The organism is Chryseobacterium sp. KLBC 52, from assembly GCF_003347605.1.
Lineage (GTDB): Bacteria > Bacteroidota > Bacteroidia > Flavobacteriales > Weeksellaceae > Chryseobacterium.
Genome location: NZ_QDFZ01000012.1, coordinates 67,417 through 84,964, shown reverse-complemented (window position 1 = coordinate 84,964; position 17,548 = coordinate 67,417). Strand labels below are relative to the sequence as shown.

Sequence of the window (17,548 nt, the reverse complement as noted above, 5' to 3'; positions counted from 1 at the left end):
AAAAACTTAAGAAAAAATAAAATAAAAAAAATTTACTTATACACTGATAATGAGAGCTTAACGTTCACCTCCTGACCTTCCATCGGACGTTCAATAAAGGTCTCACGGATATCTCCGAAGCGCATCTCGTCTTTTTTGGCTTTCTGAATAAGCTGCTGAATTGCCCGAATTCGTCCCTCGTAGTTCCCTTTGTAGTACATTACGTAATTTTGAGACGGATTTACGGACCTAAAATTGAAATTATTGTCAGAAACTCCAATCTTTTTAGAAAGTGGAATTCCGAGGAAATAAGAAACCTCCTTGTCTTTGTAATTATCGGCGTCCGTAATCAAGACCGGATATCCGAATTCATCATCTCTTTTCCCAAGGTCCATCGTCACGAAATTATAGACTTTGTTATAATTCATCACGATATTTTTGTACAGCGCATCTTTTTTGTTTGAGGTACTTACATTGATTCCCAATAACAGTTTATCTTCTTCATTCTCCACTATTAAACTGTCATATTTGATGGCTGCCATCTGGTTATCTTTTTCCACTTTATTTCCTAAAGAGTTTTTAAGATTTACCATACTTTTATTGATATTTTCCGCAAAACGGTCTTCAGTCCAGAAGTTTTCCACTCTTTTCCAGACAGACAGTTTCGGGGTATGAACATACCAGGTAATCTTTGTTTTTTCAGCGGAAACCGGTTTGAATTTAACGTCAACCAATGTCGGATTTTCATTTTCATCCTCAAAAAGCTGATATTTCAATGTTTTATTGAGGTTCTCGTACCTGATGAACATTTCTCCATCGGTATCATTTTTAGGATCTACATAGCTGATGGCACTTCCCTGCCCTTCATACGGCGTATAATAATCAATATCTATGGATGGTGAGCTGGTAAAAAAGTTATTCCATCTCGTAAAATTCTGAAGGTTATTAAACTGGGAAAAAACCTTATCCACGGGATAATCGATCTCTTTTTCAATCGTAAAGTTTTTACTTTCATCCACAAAATAATACATGGACGCAGCATAAGCTCCCCCCAAAAGAATAATGATTACCGCTAAGATTTTAAAAATACGCATCGCACAAAAATAATACAAATAAAAAGAGTGAACAATATACAGATTGTTTTGAAAAAAAATAATGCATTAAAAAATATTGATTTAATGATTAATATCAAATAATCTGTGGTATATATGGTATGCATATTGTTTTTTGGAACAACTTAATTTTATTTTTATGAAGAAGTTATGTACATTTCCATTGGTTTTGTTATCATCAATTGTATTTTCCCAATACTCAATTTCTGAAATCCCACAGGATGGATACCTGAAAGACTTCGATATTGCAGTTGATATCATTCAGAAACAGCATCCCAATCCTTACAGATTCCACAGCAAGGAAATCATTGCAAAAAAAATAGATTCTCTCCGTAATATTGTTAAAAAAGATCCAAGCTATATCAGCCTGCTTATGAACAATCCTACTAGAATCATTGGGGACGGACACAGTTCCTTCAGTGCAGATTCCAATTATTTTGAAAATATTTTAAGCTCCCTACATTTTTTTCCTTTGCAGATTTATGTACAGAATGGGCAACTATTTGTAAACGGATCCAATCCTTACGCTATTGAAGTAGGCAGTGAGATTATGGAGATTAATGGTATAAGCTCTAAAGAACTTTTACAGGCCGTTCCTAAAGCCGCAGACGGAAATATCAAAGTGGAAGATATAGATGTGTCTTTTTATATTCCTTTTATTTTAAAAAATCGTACGAATGATTTCTCATTACGATACAAAACATCTAGCAGGGAACAGAAAACCATGAAAGTAAAAGGTATTAAATATCCCAGATTCTATTATGAAAGCAGGCATTCTGTATTGCCTGTTGATCTGATTTCAGAAAACGCTGGAATTTATGGTTATACAATTGATTCTGACACTTACTATTTATCTGTGAAATCGTTTTCTTATGATGAAAGTTTTTTTTATGAAAGGTTAAAGAAATATTTCCAGGAAATAAAAGATCTGAAAATTAAAAACCTTATTCTGGATATCCGCAACAACCCGGGAGGAGCCATCAGTAATGTTCCCCTACTGTATTCTTTCATTGCTAATGATAAAACATTCAATAATGAATACAAATACGGAACTAAAGTTGTTGACATCAATTACAACGATCATCTGGTAGATCCCCAGACCAACCGTTATTATTCTGATAAGGATATTGCCGACCAGAATAATTTCATGAGACAGCGGTTCGATAAAGCAGAAAAAGGAGATTATTATTTTGGAAACTCAAGACTGGATAATACGTATATAAAAAGCTATCCCAGAGACGGCGCATTTTTTGACGGAAAAATTGTTTTATTGATCAATAACCGTACTTTTTCTGCAGCCACCTATTTTGCTTCTCTATTTCAAAGTGAAAAAAGAGGCGCAATTGTAGGAAAGGAAACGGGTTCCTGCAGCAATTTTACGACTGCAGCATGGTTTCTTACGTACAGACTTCCTCATACCAAGTCCACTATTTCTATTCCCAGAACGGAAATATTCTTCAACAGTGATGATAAGGAGAATGTTGCTAACTGTAAGGGGGTAATTCCTGATCATACGGTGAACACCCAATTTTTCTTACAATCATTAAAAGAACACAAAGATCCAGACCTGGAATATTCATTGACCTTATTTTCTAAATAAAATCATGATAAACAAAAAAAAGAAACCTGGTTAGGTTTCTTTTTTCCATATACTTTATTATAAGGTGTATGATTTTATAAGACAAATTTATACCTGTATTTTCATATTAAGAATTCTTACCCAATATGTGTTCCCGGAGCAATCACTGCTCCTTTCTTCACTACCACAATCCCATCCTGAACAGAATAGGTTCCATAATCACCATCCGGAATATGTTTTCCGCCGATGATTTTCACATTGTCACCAATGTAACAGTTTTTATCAAGAATTGCTTTTTCTATGTAGCAGTATTTTCCAATTCCCATATTAGGACGTCCACCTCTGTCATTGATGACAATTTCAGTAGTATTTTGGTAGAAATCAGCTCCCATGACGTAGGAATTCACAATGGTACTTCCTTTATCAATTCTGGTCCTGTTTCCGATCACGGAATTTTCAATTTTATCTGCCATAATGATGCATCCATCTCCAAAAACAGCTTTACTTACATAGGAACCGTTGATTTTTGAAGGCGGAAGCATTCTGGCTCTGGTATAGATCGGTGAGGAAGAGAAAAGGTTAAACTGTGGCAGATCCAGACAAAGGTCGAGATTTGCTTCGTAGAAAGATTCTATGGTTCCGATATCCGTCCAATAGCCTTCATACTGATAGCTTAGTGTCTTGTACTTTCCGATAGAACTCGGAATGATATCTTTTCCGAAATCATCTCCTGCGCCTTCATCAAACATCTTTTTAAGGATGTTCTTGGTGAAAATATAAATTCCCATGGAAGCCAGAAACTCTTTTCCGGTGTGTTTATTTTCTTCTGAAACTTCAGACTTCAGGCCTGACAGCGTATCAAAATCCGGTTTTTCATAGAAAGAAGTGATATTTCCTTCATCATCGGATTTTAAGATCCCGAAACCTGTGGCATCTTTTGCATTGACAGGAATGGTAGCAATGGTAAGGTCTCCCCCGTTTTCAATATGGAAATCCAGCATTTCCCTGAAATCCATCTGATAGAGCTGATCGCCTGAAAGAATAAGGATATAATCATAATCATATTTTTCAAGATGTTTCATCGACTGGCGTACGGCATCTGCTGTTCCCTGATACCAGCTGTCATTTTCCACATTCTGCTCGGCTGCCAGAATATCAACAAAGCCTTTGCTGAAGATGTCAAAGTGATAAGAATTTTTAATATGTGAATTGAGGGAAGCAGAATTAAACTGCGTTAACACCAGGATTTTATTCAATCCTGAGTTCAGACAGTTTGAAATAGGAATATCTACCAGTCTGTATTTTCCTGCAATAGGAACAGCCGGTTTTGATCTGGTATACGTTAACGGGAATAATCTTGTTCCTCTGCCTCCTCCTAAAACAATAGAGATTACATTTCGATTCATAAATATCTTGCGTTTTATTTTATTAAGTTTACTGTTCTGTTCTTAGTGTTTACTGCTACTTTAAAACATTCTTTGTTTTCATATTACATTCAAATCAGCTATTATATAAAGCTATGTATTTTTCTGCAGATTTCTCCCATGCAAAGTCAAAATTCATGTTGGCATGAATAAGATCATCCATGACGCCTTTTTGATTATAAATCGCCATCGCCCTGTTCATCGCATGTACAACATCATCTACACCGGGATACGTAAAATTAAGTCCTGCTCCCCCTGTTGAAATATCTTCTACGGTATCTCTGAGACCTCCCGTATATCTTACCACAGGAACGGTTCCGTATCTCATGGAATACATCTGATTCAATCCGCAGGGCTCTACCCTTGAAGGCATCAAAAGAAAATCTGCTGAAGCATAGATCTTATGGGAAAGATGTTCTTTATATCCAAGATCCAATGCGAAATTGGTGTAGGTATAGTCGTACTCTTTCAGTTTATTTTCAATATAGGTATTTCCTGATCCGAGAATCATAATATTTAAAGCACCATAGCTCTGCTTAATGCTTCGCCACACCACATCAGGCAGCAGGTCTGCACCTTTTTCCGTAGCAAATCTTCCGATAAAAGCAAATAAAGGAAGCTCAGGTTTTAATCCATATTCTTTGCAAAGCTTTTCTTTATTTTTCTTCTTTTGAACTACTGCATTTTTGCTGTTAAAATTAAAATCCAGCATCGGATCAGTTTCAGGATTCCAGACTTCAGTATCAATACCATTGATAATTCCGTATGCTTTTCCGAATTCCTGACGAACCAGACTTTCCAGTCCGCGGAAGCTGATGAAAAGTTCTTCAAGATATCCTTCCGAAACAGTAGTGAAAGCATCGGCACATTTAATCATACTCGCCAGAGGATTCATGAATCCGTTCCAATCCATCAGTCCCCATTTGTAATGGTCAAAAGAAGGCATATATTGTGCCATTGTCCAGCTCATCATGCCCTGATATTCGCCATTATGAATCGTTCCTATTGTTTTTACTCCTTTTAAGAATTCAAATTCATGGCAGTTTTCTACCATAAAAGGAACAAGACCCGTATGGTAATCATGGCAATGAAGTACATCAGGGCGGATTTTCATCGCAGAAAGCCAATGCAAAACGCCATGCTGGAATGCCAGAAACTGGAAGTTTTCATCCTGGTATCCATAAGGGTTTTCCCTGTCCAATAATCCCGGAATTCTTACCATATACAGTTCAAATCCCAACACATTGCTCTTTTCTTTCAACACCTGAACCTGCAGCATATTCGTTCCCTGATGAATAAATCCATCAAAAACAATTTCAAATTCGTGATCGTGAATAAAAGGTTTATTGTACCATGGCATCACGACCTTAGCTTCTATTCCTTTTATTTTATTCTGATACTTTGGTAATGCTCCCACCACATCTGCCAGGCCCCCTACTTTTGCGACAGGATAACATTCTGTACTTAAATGATAAACAACCATTCTTTATCTCTTGTGTTTAATTCTATGTAATTTATATTTTTTATCTTTCTTCTGACGTAAAACAATTCCAGCCAATGGCGGCAATTTCACGGTCATTGTTTTTGGATAATTTCTCCATTCTTCATACTTCTCTTCCAGAATTTCGGGTTCTACTCCACTTCCACTGTATTTTTCATCATCAGAATTTAAAACAACTTCCCAATGGGTTCCTGCAGGAATTCCGATTTTATAATCCAATACTTTTGGTGCGAGGTTTAAAACTACCATCAGGACATCATCTTTTCTTTTTCCTTTTCTGAGGTATATATACACTGAGTTTTCCAGATCATCCGCTTCTACCCATTCAAAACCATGTTTGTCAAACTGATTTTCGTAAAAAGCGGTTTCCGATCTATACAGGTGATTCAGTTCTTTTACCATCTCCTGCATTCCTTTGTGAACAGGATATTTCAGCAAATGCCAGTCGAGGCTTCGGGTAAAATTCCATTCACTGGTCTGCCCGAATTCATCACCCATAAAAAGCAGCTTGGCTCCTGGATGGGTATACATATATACATATAAGGTACGGAGATTGGCAAATTTCTGCCATTCGTCGCCTTTCATTTTATAAATAAGGCTTGCTTTTCCGTGTACCACTTCATCATGTGACAAAGGCATCATATAATTTTCATTATACATATACATGGAAGCAAAGGTCAGTTTATGATGATGGAATTTGCGGTTAACAAAATCTTCTTTGAAGTAATCCAGCGTATCATGCATCCATCCCATCATCCACTTCATTCCAAATCCAACACCACCGTCATGTACAGGCTTTGTAAGCATAGGAAAATCTGAACTTTCTTCTGCTATGGTCATGATAGTATTCCCAAATTCTTTATAAACAGCCGTATTGAATTCCTGCAGAAAGGCTTTCGCTTCCAGATTTACATTATCACCGTAGATATTAGGTTCCCACTCGCCTTCGTTTCTTGAATAATCAAGATGAAGCATTGAGGTGACCGCATCCACACGCAATCCGTCTGCATGATAACGATCCAGCCAGAACATGGCATTTGAGATCAGAAAGGATTTCACTTCATTTCGTCCATAATTGAAAATATGCGATTTCCAATCGGGATGAAAGCCTTTTCTAGGATCTTCATGTTCATACAGATAGGATCCATCAAAACGGTGTAGTCCGTTAGCATCTCCGGGAAAATGCGATGGAACCCAATCCAGAATAACGCCTATGTCATTGTTATGAAGTTCATCAATAAGAAACATCAGATCCTGTGGTGAACCAAAACGTGAAGTTGCTGCATAAAAACCGGTAATCTGATATCCCCAGCTCGGTTCGTAAGGATATTCCATCACGGGCATGAATTCCACATGGGTAAACCCCATTTCTTTGATATAAGGGACCAGTTTTTTAGCAATATCTCTGTAGTTTAAAAAACGTTGGGGCTGATCTTCTTCTCTTACCCAGGAACCCAAATGCAGTTCATATACCGATAGCGGAGCTTCCAGCCTGTTTTTTTCCCAGCGGCTATCCATCCACTTCTGATCATTCCATTCGTACCAGGTGGTGGAAACCAGAGAAGCGGCCTGAATATTCTGTTCCCAGCTTACCGCATAAGGATCACTTTTTTCCAGAATTTCGCCCCCTTGGGTTTCAATAGCATATTTGTATAGTGTTCCCCAGGTTAATCCTTCAATAAACCCTTCCCAAATTCCTGATTCATCCCATCTCGGAAACAAAATATGATCTTTGTGATTCCAGTTGTTAAAATTTCCGATCACGGAAACTTTCTTTGCATTGGGTGCCCAAACGGAAAAATATACGCCCTTTACGCCCTCTTTTTCTGCAGAATGTGCTCCAAATTTACCATACAGCTTATAATGTCTGCCTTCTTTGAAAAGGTACACATCATGATCGGTGAAAAGCGTGTAGGTCTTAACAGAATTCATCAAGATCAGTTTATATTTATATTTTCCCTGAAACTACGAAAAATACTGACAATAGCGATGAATTATTCATCAAATAATTGTCAACATCATTCCGTGTTTTGTCTATCTATCAAATATATCATTTTTTACCGCACATTTTTATGATTTCAAAACAATCTTTTTTTATACATTTAACATCAATATTTTATTAAACACAACGATGAGGTTTGAACTTTATACAGAAGAAAAAGACGACAGACCGGTATTTATTACCGGAAATTTCAATATATGGAACCCTAAAGATTATAATTTCCAGCTTCAACAACTTGATGCTTCCAATTATTGTATAGAAATCGAAGATCAGGTACTTCCTGAGGATATTGAATATAAATTTACAAAAGGCGGATGGGAGAATGTAGAACTGGATCAGTATGGAAATATCACGCCCAACCGGAAAATCAAAAAGAATGCCGGTAAAACTTCAGATTCTGTAGAAAAATGGAGATTGAACTGGGGACCGTTCAAAGAAGAATATTATCCTATAGCAGAAGTTATTTCCGAAAATTTTTACATTCCGCAGCTTGACCGTTACCGTAAGGTTTGGGCACTGCTTCCGTACGACTATCATAACACAGATAAACGGTATCCTGTTTTATATCTTCAGGATGCACAAAACTTATTCAATGAAGGAAGCGGCTTCGGAAACTGGGAGATTGATAAAAAACTGTCTATCCTTGCAGAGTACGGACGTGGTGATCTTATCATCATTGCGATAGAACATGGCAGCGAGGAAAGAATCAAAGAATATATTTTTGATAATGATCATGTAGCGAACGGTTCTGAAGGAAAAAAATACATCCGCTTCATTGCAGACACTTTAAAACCTTTTGTGGACGAAAATTACAGAACCCAAAAAGACCGCGACAATACCGGAATCGGGGGCAGTTCATTGGGCGCACTTATTAGCATATACAGTGGATTTCTTTATCCTGAAGTGTATTCCAAATTATTGATCTTCTCGCCTTCTCTTTGGGTAGAACCGAATAATAACTTTCCGATGATGAATTTCAGAGTTCCGTTTAAAACCAAAATTTATCTCTACGGCGGAGGTCAGGAAGGCTCTAAAATGGTCAAAAGAATTCATATTTTTGAAGAATATCTGAAGCGATGGGAAGAGAAAAAACTTTTTGATTTTGAATTTAAAACCAATATCAATCCTGAAGGCACTCACAATGAATTTTACTGGTCACAGGAGTTTCCAAGGGCTATAGAATGGCTCTTCTATGATAATACAGAAAATCCGGTTGAAGTAAAACCACAACAACAAAGCATAAAAAACTAAATCTAAAATGGCTGTAGAAAATTTCAGACAGAACCCAATGAAGACAGCAATGTTTATGAATTTAGAAAATATAACCTCTATTTATGAAACTAATCAATAAAAAAAACAAAAATTACACTCAGGTTCTCCACCTGTTTACCGAGGAAGAATGGACAAAAACCAGTAAAAATTTCAATAAAAACATTTCCACTTTTTTTACAGGAAAGAAACATGAAGTTTTTGTCAATGCTCATGAAGAAGGAATTACTTATTTCATTGGATTAGGGAAATCTACTTTACAAAATTTCGAAATTCAGCAGGTAGCAGCTAAGTTTTCACAGACACAGAAAGAAAAGCTGCAGGCAGTGCCTACGTTGGCTCTTGCCGATTTCATGAACGAAAAACAGTTCGAAGAATTTGTAAAAGGACTTTTGATTGGAACGTATAACTATCCTTTTGATAAAAAACATGTGTTCTGGAATGCAAAATTTGAGTTGCATTTTGAAAATTTAAGCCAGAAAAAACTAGACCATATCAATCAGAAAGCTGAAGCACTGGTCAACGGACAGACTGCCTGCCAGGACTGGCTTAACAAACCAGCCAATCTGAAAAAACCGGATATCTTAAGTGCCTACCTTAAAAATCTGGCTAAAAAATATGACTTAAAGTACACTGCTTTTAACAGGAAGAAATGTGAAGAACTTGGATTAGGCGCTTATCTTTCTGTAAACCAAGGAAGTGCTTACGATGCTGCTTTCACTATTTTAGAATATAAAACTACCGTTAAAAACGCCAAAACTTTCGGACTGGTAGGAAAATGTATTTTATTTGACACCGGAGGAATATCAATAAAAAGCTCTGCAAACCTGCATTATATGAAATCTGATATGGGTGGAGCGACCGCTGTTTTGGGAACGTTGATCTATGCCGCTGAAATGCAGCTTCCGGTAAACATTGTTGCTGTTCTTCCTATTACTGATAATGCTGTTTCAGAAAAGGCTCTCCTTCCAAGTGATGTGATCACTGCTTACAACGGAAAAACCATTGAAGTTCTTGACACGGATGCGGAAGGCAGACTGATTCTTGCAGACGGTTTATCTTATCTTTCCAGGAACTATAAAACAGATTTCCTGATTGATCTGGCGACGTTAACGGGAAGCTCAGTAAGAATGTTCGGTGACACTTGTGCCGCCATGTTCTCCAATAATGAGGAACTGAAAAATAATCTGATCAAAACGGGAGATCAGACCAATCAGAGGGTATGGAATCTGCCTTTATGGGATGTCTGGAAAGACGATATTCAGTCTGATGTAGCCGATATGAAAAACATCTCTCTGAAACCTGTAGGAGACTGTATTATTGCGGCTAAATTTCTGGAACAATTCATTGAAAATCACCCTAAATGGGCTCATCTGGACATTGCCGGAGTAGCCTTTGGAAGTGTAGGCTATGCTAAAGAAAAAGCAGCTACCGGTTTTGGGGTTCAACTCCTGGTGAATTTAATTGAAAATTATCACTAAAAATTAGTTTTTTACAAAAAAACTCTGTATAATTGATTAGTGGATTTTCAAAAACTCATGATATTTCATTTTTTACTATTAATAAAATAATAAATAAATGCTTTTATTTTTGAAAATCCACTAAATATTAAAAAACATTATATGGAGAAGAAAACTATTGTGTGTATTTCGTGCTATTACAAAGGCTACGATTTTATGGACGAAATGAAGAAGATCGGCAATAAAATCATCCTTGTAACCTCCGAAAACCTCAAAGAAAAAAACTGGCCCTGGCATGCTATTGATGAGGCATTCTATATGCCTGAGGTAAAGCCTTCCGTATGGAATCTGGAACATTTGATTCAGGGATTTTCCCACCTGATGAAAACCAGAAAAGTAGATGCCGTAGTGGCTTTGGATGATTATGATGTTGAAAAAGCAGCATTAATCAGAGAGACCTTCCGTATTCCCGGAATGGGACAGACTACCCACCGCTATTTCAGAGATAAACTGGCGATGCGCCAAAAAGCAAAAGATTCCGGGATCAGCGTCCCTGAATTCACCGCTGTTTTCAATGATCATGAAGTGGATGAATTTACAGACCGCGTTTCTGCTCCATGGGTACTAAAACCACGTTCCGAAGCATCCGCATCAGGAATCAAAAAAATAACTTCCAAAGAACAGCTTCTTGAAGCACTGGAAACTCTGGGAGAGGAACGTCATCTTTTTTTACTGGAAAGCTTTAAATCAGGAGACGTTTACCATGTAGACAGCCTTACTTTCAACAAAAAAATAGTATTCACTTCTGCTTCAAAATACCTTGCTCCTCCTATGCAGGTATCTCATGAAGGCGGAGTATTCCGGTCCAAAACTTTAGGAGGATATTCTGAAGAATTTAAAGCACTGGAGGAAATAAATGCTAAAGTATTATCCAATTTCGGACTGATCAACGGAGCCACCCACACAGAATTTATCCGTGGAAAAGAAGATGGAAAATGGTATTTCCTTGAAACTTCATCAAGAGTTGGCGGGGCTCATATTCCAGACCTGGTTGAAGCCTCAAGCGGGATCAATATCTGGAGAGAATGGGCGAAAATTGAAGATGCTCTTCTGAGAGGACACGATTACAGTGTTTCTCCTCCTACAGGCTATTATTCAGGCTTAATTGTGGCACTGATTAAAGATAAAGAACCCAACTACACCAATTTTGAATGCGAAGAAGTTGTCAAATTTCTTCCCATAGATTATCATGTCGGAATTGTATATAGATCCGGAGACGCCTCCGTTGTACAGGACAGACTGGATTCTGCTGCTGAAATGATTCATGCGGATATGCTGAACATTCTGCCACCGAAAAGCAATAAATTAAGTTCTTAACAATGAACCGAGACATTGATATTCAAAATGTTATTGAATTCATAATATACAATCTGTACCAAGATTCCCTACTAAAATGTAATTTAGAAAAGATAAAACCAAATAAGGAAAAATGCCTCATATAGAACATACAGAGTATTATTCAAATATTTTGGGAACAAGCCTCAAAGTAGAAGTGACCGGACATTACGGCCACCCTATCATCATGTTTCCAACTTCCCAGGGACAATATACCCAGAATCATGATTTTCATCTCAACGGAAGTATCAACTGGTTTATAGAACAGGGAAAAGTAAAACTTTACAATGTACAGACCATCGACAGCTGGAGTTTTTACGATGACAACATATCTCCTCAGCAAAGAATAAGAAACTACGAACGGTATGTACAGTTTCTGATCAAGGAATTTGTTCCTTATATTCAAAAACTTCACAAGACCCATCGTGTTGCTGTGGCAGGTGCTAGTTTCGGAGGATATCATGCTGCTAATTTCGCTTTCAGATTTCCGGATGTGGTTTCTCACCTGTTTTGTCTTTCGGGAGCTTTCAGCATAAGGAATTTTATGGATGGCTATTCTGATGATCTGGTATACTTTAACTGTCCAAGAGAATTTGTAAGAAATGATGAAGCCTGGAAATACAAACATATGCACATTGTCCTTAGTACTTCCGATCAGGATATCTGCAAGGATAAAAATGTTGAAATGTCCGAAATACTAAGGATAAAAGGCATAGATTTCTGGTATGATGAAAGAAAATGGATTGGCCACGACTGGCCGTTGTGGAGAATGGTCTTCCCAACTTTTATAGGAGCCTTTTTCTCTTAAAGCAATAAAAAGACAAATAGAAAAAATATACACCCACCTTAAAAACAAAAATTATGACAAAAAAAGTAGGAATTCTTTTCGGTATGGAAGACACATTTCCCTGGGCATTTATAGACAAAGTAAATGAAATGGGAGGTGGAGATATCATCGCTGAACCCGTTACGATTGATAAATTGGAACAGGGTGCAGATTATGGTTATGCGGTGATTATCGACAGAATTTCACAGGACGTTCCCTTTTACAGAGCTTATTTAAAAAATGCAGCCCTTAACGGTACTTATGTAATCAATAATCCGTTCTGGTGGAGTGCTGATGAGAAGTTTTTCAACAATGCACTGATGTCTAAACTGGGAATTCCACTTCCTAAAACAGTTTTGCTTCCATCGCACGAAAGGCCGGATAATACTTCAGAAACTTCATTCAGAAACCTGAAATTCCCTCATGACTGGGAATATATCTTCAATTATGTAGGGTTTCCGGCATACATGAAACCTCACGACGGTGGCGGCTGGAAAAACGTGTACAGAGTAGAAAATCCGGATGATCTCTGGAACAAACTGGGTGAAACGGAACAGCTCGTGATGATGGTACAGGAGGAAATTATCTTTGATGATTATTACAGAGTGTATTGTCTGGGCCAAAAATATGTCCACATTATGCCTTATGAGCCGAGAAATGCACCTCATCTGAGATATGCCACCACCCATCAGACACAAGGTGAAGAACTTGAAAAGCTATTGAAAACCATTCATGATTATACCATTAAAATGAATCAAGCGTTGGGATATGATTTCAACACCGTGGAATTTGCAGTAAGAGACGGTATTCCTTATGCTATCGACTTCTGTAATCCTGCTCCTGACGCAGACCGCAATTCTGTAGGAGAAGAAAATTTTGCATGGATCATAGAGCACGCTGCCAAACTGGCTATTGAAAAAGCTAAAGAATATGTTCCGGGGAAACCTAACATTGCCTGGGGAACATTTGTGAAAGATTCCATAAAATAACATTGAAAAAGAATTAAAAAACACAAAATAAATGCATCATCAGTTTACTATTGGAATTGAAGAAGAATATCAGATCATTGATGTTGAAAGCAGAGATCTGGTTTCTCACGTTTCAAAAATCATTGAAGGCGGCAAAGCGGTTTTAAGTGAGAACTTAAAGCACGAAATGCACGAATCCATGATTGAAATGGAAACGGGAATCTGCCAGAATATCCAGGAAGCCAGAACAGAATTAACGAATTTAAGGCGTCACCTCATCAATATCGCCCATGAACAGGGACTTCGTGTTTCCGGAGGTGGCACTCACCCATTCTCTCATTGGTCTGACAACAATATCACTCAGGGAGAAAGATATATTAAAATCGTTGATGATATGGGAGATGTAGCCCGTGAAAATCTTATTTTCGGACTGCATGTTCATATTGGAATTCCCAACCGTGAAGAAGGTGTAAGAATTCAGAATGTAATGAGGTATTTCCTGCCTCACGTGTATGCCCTTTCTACCAATTCACCTTTCTGGATCGGAAGATATACAGGTTTTAAATCGTACAGACAGGAAATTTTCGTAAAATTCCCAAGAACCGGTATTCCGAGTTACTTTAACTCTCTGGCGGAATTCGACAGCTATGTAGATCTTCTGGTAAAAACAGGAACCATCGACAATGCCAAGAAAATCTGGTGGGATTTAAGGGTACATCCGTTTTATCCAACAATCGAATTCAGAATCTGTGACATGCCGTTAAGAATTGATGAAACCGTATGTCTTGCTGCCATCATGCAGAGTCTCGTTGCCAAAATCTATAAACTTCACCAGCAAAACCTGAGTTTCAGAAGCTACAGAAGACTCCTGTTGAACGAAAATAAATGGCGTGCCTCCAAAAGCGGTATAGAAGCCCATCTCATCGATTTTGGGAAAGAGGAATCCGTTCCTTATCCTCATTTATTGAAAGAACTTTTAGAGTTTATTGATGATGTGGTAGACGATCTGGGATGCCGCCACGAAGTGGAATATGCCTGGAAAATTCTTGAAAACGGAACCGGCGCAGACCGGCAGCTTCAGATCTTTAAGGAAACAGGCGATCTGACGAAAGTGGTTGATTATATGATCTCTGAAACGGAATATGGCATCACCCATGGTGAACCTGCTTCATAATATTTTGGTAACTTTGCAAAAAATATGATGTAATGAAAGATATTCGAATTGCTCTGCTGGACATGAACAACAATCATGTAAATCAAGGTTTCAGAAACATTAAAGAAATTTCTGACTCATTTCAGCAGAACTCTGAAGAAAATGTGGTGATCAGGACATTTGACGTGAGGTTTAAAGATGAAATGCCGGAGATCGGAGATTTTGATATTTTCATTTCTTCAGGCGGTCCGGGAAACCCACATCGTGAAGGTTTTGCCTGGGAAGACCGGTTTGCAAATTTTTTGGACTCTGTTTTTGAGCATAACAAAGACCATGAAGATAAAAAGTACCTTTTCCTGATCTGTCATTCATTCCAGCTGGCAAGTATTCACTGGAATCTGGGAAATATCTGCAAAAGAAAGTCTTATTCTTTTGGAGTAATGCCTGTTCATAAAACAGAGGAAGGTAAAGAAGAATTCTTGTTCAAAAATCTTCAGGATCCTTTTTATGCGGTAGATTCCAGAGCCTACCAGTTTATTGAACCGGATCATGAGCGTTTTGAAGAACTGGGAATGACGATTATGGCAATTGAAAAATTCCGACCTCATATCAATCTTGAAAGAGCGGTAATGGCCGTTCGTTTTTCGGAGGAAATATTCGGGACACAGTTTCACCCTGAAGCCAATCCTGAATCTCTGATCGAAAACCTGAAGGATGAAAAAAACAAGGAAGCCATGATTGAAAGCTTCGGAATGGAAAAATATCTTGAAACCATGGACAGAATAGACGATGAAGATAAAATCATTCTGACCAGACATCAGATTCTTCCGCGATTCCTTCAGTTTGCAAAAAAAAAACATTTTGAAAAAAGCTGAATCTTTGGCTTAAAAGATTGGAAGCTGGAAGAAGGATGCCGGAAGTTATTATGAGTTGGGACTACTAGATATCCTTTTATTCATGAACTGATCGTGTAAATATTTTAATGTTTATAAGAACTTCCCTCTCCCAGCTCACAGCTTCTAGCTACCTATAACAATCGGGCATAAACGTCCGATTTTTTTAACACCACAAAAGAAAAAAATATGATTCCAAAATACAGAAAACAGTACAATCAGGAGTTTTCGGAGGAAAAATACAGTCAGCTCAAAAGTATCCTGGCAGAAAAAGGAGGAACAGAACCTACGTTCAGAGTTTCAGAAAGTCCTATTTTTTTGACTAAAGAATTTGAGAATAAGCTTATAGACGCCAGCGAGAGTATCATCAGCCAGATTAAGGCAATGCCGGCAGAACTTCTTCAAAAAGCCATTCCTGAAAACTGTAGAGTTCCCAATGATACCCATCAACCCCATTTTTTTACCATAGATTTTGGAGTCTGTAAAAGTAAAGACGGAGTAATAGAACCTCAGCTGATAGAACTTCAGGCATTTCCTTCTTTGTATGCTTTTCAGAAAGTATATGAGGAAACCTATTGTGAAGTTTATCCTTTTCTTGCAGAGATCAGAAATCCTATGCCGCATGAAACTTTTAAAAACTATTTAAAAGAACTGATTGTAGGAGATGAAAATCCTGAAAATGTCATCTTGCTCGAAATTTTTCCGGAAAGACAGAAAACGGCTATTGATTTTGCTCTGACAGAAAAATTAATAGGCATCAAGACCGTATGTCTGACGAAAGTAAAGAAAGAAGGACGAAAGCTATACTATGAAAATAATGGTAAGCTAACTGAAATCAAAAGAATCTACAACCGTATTATATTTGATGAACTGGATAATATTCCTGATCTTACTACAGAATTTGATTTCCGCGAGGAAGTGGATGTCAAATGGATCACTCACCCGAATTGGTTCTTTAAAATATCAAAGTTCCTTTTGCCTTTACTGAAGCATCAGTTTGTTCCAACGAGTTATTTCCTGCACGAATTCCCGGAACATGAAAACCTGGATGATTTTGTATTAAAGCCTTTATTTTCATTCGCGGGAAGCGGTGTTAATTTAAACCCTACAAAGGAAATTACAGAGGCTATTCAGGATAAGGAAAATTATATTTTGCAGAGAAAAGTGTACTATGAACCCATTTTTGAAGATATCAACGGAGATTTTTCAAAAGCAGAGATCCGTTTGTTGTATATTTGGCGGGAAAATGACGAACGTCCTATCCTATTGGAAAATCTTGGAAGAATGACAAAAGCCGCCATGGTAAATGTAGATTTCAATAAAAAAGATGCCATCTGGATCGGTAGTTCCAATGCTTTTTTCGGATAAAAACCTTATAAAACTAATACTCCATGGAAGAAAAGCCAACCGCTTTTGCAGAATTTGAAAACCACACTTTAACACGAAGAAGAAATTTATTACCCACCTGGATTAAAGTTTTCTTGTGGATCTTTTTAATCGGAGGCGCACTGGCTGCTATTTTTTTGATGGCAGGCTCTCTGATGACTCATGTCTCTTTATCATTATACGGAATGAATGCCAATCATCCCTATTCAATGACCGGACTTTTGATCTGTGTCTTGTTTTTATTTAAAGGGATTGTAGCCTACGGACTTTGGTTTGAACAAGATTGGGCACCACAGGCAGCAATAATTGATGCAATCATAGGAATTAGTATTTGTCTTGTAATGATGGCTATTATTCCGTTCATCAATCCAACAATCAGCTTCACCCTTAGATTAGAACTTATTCCTTTGTATTTTTATCTTAAAAAAATGCAGAGTATAAAGAAAACCTGGGAAAACTTATAGAAACCAACCTCCGAAATTCCGGAGGTTTTATTTTTTATTCCTGAAGACCTCTCCCATCATAAAAAAATCCCCCAAGAAGGAGGATAAAAAAATTGACATGTACGCTGTGTTTTCACAAACATGGTAAATATACGGAT

General features: G+C 37.5%; 14 protein-coding genes. 10 read left to right on the top strand and 4 right to left on the bottom strand.

Going from position 1 to position 17,548, the window contains the following annotated elements; translation table 11 throughout:
• Positions 1 to 32: 32 nt before the first annotated feature.
• Positions 33 to 1,073: an SRPBCC domain-containing protein gene (locus DDF69_RS13915; RefSeq protein WP_114821318.1), complete on the bottom strand. Its 1,041-nt coding sequence runs from the start codon at positions 1,071 to 1,073 to the stop codon at positions 33 to 35.
• Between the two features lie 157 nt (positions 1,074 to 1,230).
• On the opposite strand from DDF69_RS13915, the gene DDF69_RS13910 reads away from it, so the two are divergent.
• Complete coding sequence (locus tag DDF69_RS13910) at positions 1,231 to 2,691, top strand: S41 family peptidase (protein WP_114821317.1); 1,461 nt, start codon at positions 1,231 to 1,233, stop codon at positions 2,689 to 2,691.
• Between the two features lie 116 nt (positions 2,692 to 2,807).
• Here DDF69_RS13910 and DDF69_RS13905 read toward each other — a convergent pair whose 3' ends face one another.
• The 3 genes from DDF69_RS13905 to glgB all read right to left on the bottom strand — a co-directional run bounded on the left by DDF69_RS13905 (position 2,808) and on the right by glgB (position 7,527).
• Entirely contained in the window at positions 2,808 to 4,076 is a 1,269-nt protein-coding gene (locus DDF69_RS13905) for a glucose-1-phosphate adenylyltransferase (RefSeq protein WP_114821316.1), read from the bottom strand.
• Positions 4,077 to 4,170: 94 nt separating this feature from the next.
• A complete protein-coding gene (locus DDF69_RS13900; protein WP_114821315.1) occupies positions 4,171 to 5,577 on the bottom strand; it encodes a glycogen synthase in 1,407 nt (468 codons plus the stop codon).
• A gap of 3 nt (positions 5,578 to 5,580) precedes the next feature.
• Positions 5,581 to 7,527, bottom strand: a complete 1,947-nt coding sequence (glgB, locus tag DDF69_RS13895) for a 1,4-alpha-glucan branching protein GlgB (protein ID WP_185144352.1) — start codon at positions 7,525 to 7,527, stop codon at positions 5,581 to 5,583.
• Between the two features lie 199 nt (positions 7,528 to 7,726).
• Here glgB and DDF69_RS13890 point away from each other — a divergent pair, with 199 nt between their 5' ends.
• From DDF69_RS13890 to DDF69_RS13850, 9 genes are all read left to right on the top strand, one after another.
• On the top strand, positions 7,727 to 8,848 hold the full coding sequence (locus DDF69_RS13890) for an alpha/beta hydrolase (RefSeq protein ID WP_114821313.1): 1,122 nt from the start codon (positions 7,727 to 7,729) through the stop codon (positions 8,846 to 8,848).
• Positions 8,849 to 8,931: 83 nt separating this feature from the next.
• Positions 8,932 to 10,347: a leucyl aminopeptidase family protein gene (locus DDF69_RS13885; RefSeq protein ID WP_114821312.1), complete on the top strand. Its 1,416-nt coding sequence runs from the start codon at positions 8,932 to 8,934 to the stop codon at positions 10,345 to 10,347.
• 141 nt (positions 10,348 to 10,488) lie between these two features.
• Positions 10,489 to 11,703, top strand: coding sequence for an acetyl-CoA carboxylase biotin carboxylase subunit family protein (locus DDF69_RS13880; protein ID WP_114821311.1), 1,215 nt, complete (start codon positions 10,489 to 10,491; stop codon positions 11,701 to 11,703).
• 112 nt (positions 11,704 to 11,815) lie between these two features.
• Positions 11,816 to 12,529: an alpha/beta hydrolase-fold protein gene (locus DDF69_RS13875; RefSeq protein WP_114821310.1), complete on the top strand. Its 714-nt coding sequence runs from the start codon at positions 11,816 to 11,818 to the stop codon at positions 12,527 to 12,529.
• Between the two features lie 53 nt (positions 12,530 to 12,582).
• Positions 12,583 to 13,536, top strand: coding sequence for a RimK family alpha-L-glutamate ligase (locus DDF69_RS13870; RefSeq protein ID WP_079241894.1), 954 nt, complete (start codon positions 12,583 to 12,585; stop codon positions 13,534 to 13,536).
• Between the two features lie 31 nt (positions 13,537 to 13,567).
• Positions 13,568 to 14,689, top strand: coding sequence for a carboxylate-amine ligase (locus tag DDF69_RS13865; protein WP_114821309.1), 1,122 nt, complete (start codon positions 13,568 to 13,570; stop codon positions 14,687 to 14,689).
• A 32-nt stretch (positions 14,690 to 14,721) separates the two neighbouring features.
• Entirely contained in the window at positions 14,722 to 15,543 is an 822-nt protein-coding gene (locus DDF69_RS13860) for a type 1 glutamine amidotransferase (RefSeq protein ID WP_228412000.1), read from the top strand.
• Positions 15,544 to 15,750: 207 nt separating this feature from the next.
• Positions 15,751 to 16,929 carry a hypothetical protein gene (locus DDF69_RS13855; RefSeq protein ID WP_114821308.1) on the top strand — a complete coding sequence of 393 codons (1,179 nt, stop codon included), beginning with the start codon at positions 15,751 to 15,753 and terminating at the stop codon, positions 16,927 to 16,929.
• Positions 16,930 to 16,952: 23 nt separating this feature from the next.
• Entirely contained in the window at positions 16,953 to 17,411 is a 459-nt protein-coding gene (locus tag DDF69_RS13850) for a hypothetical protein (protein WP_114821307.1), read from the top strand.
• The last annotated feature ends 137 nt before the right edge of the window (positions 17,412 to 17,548 follow it).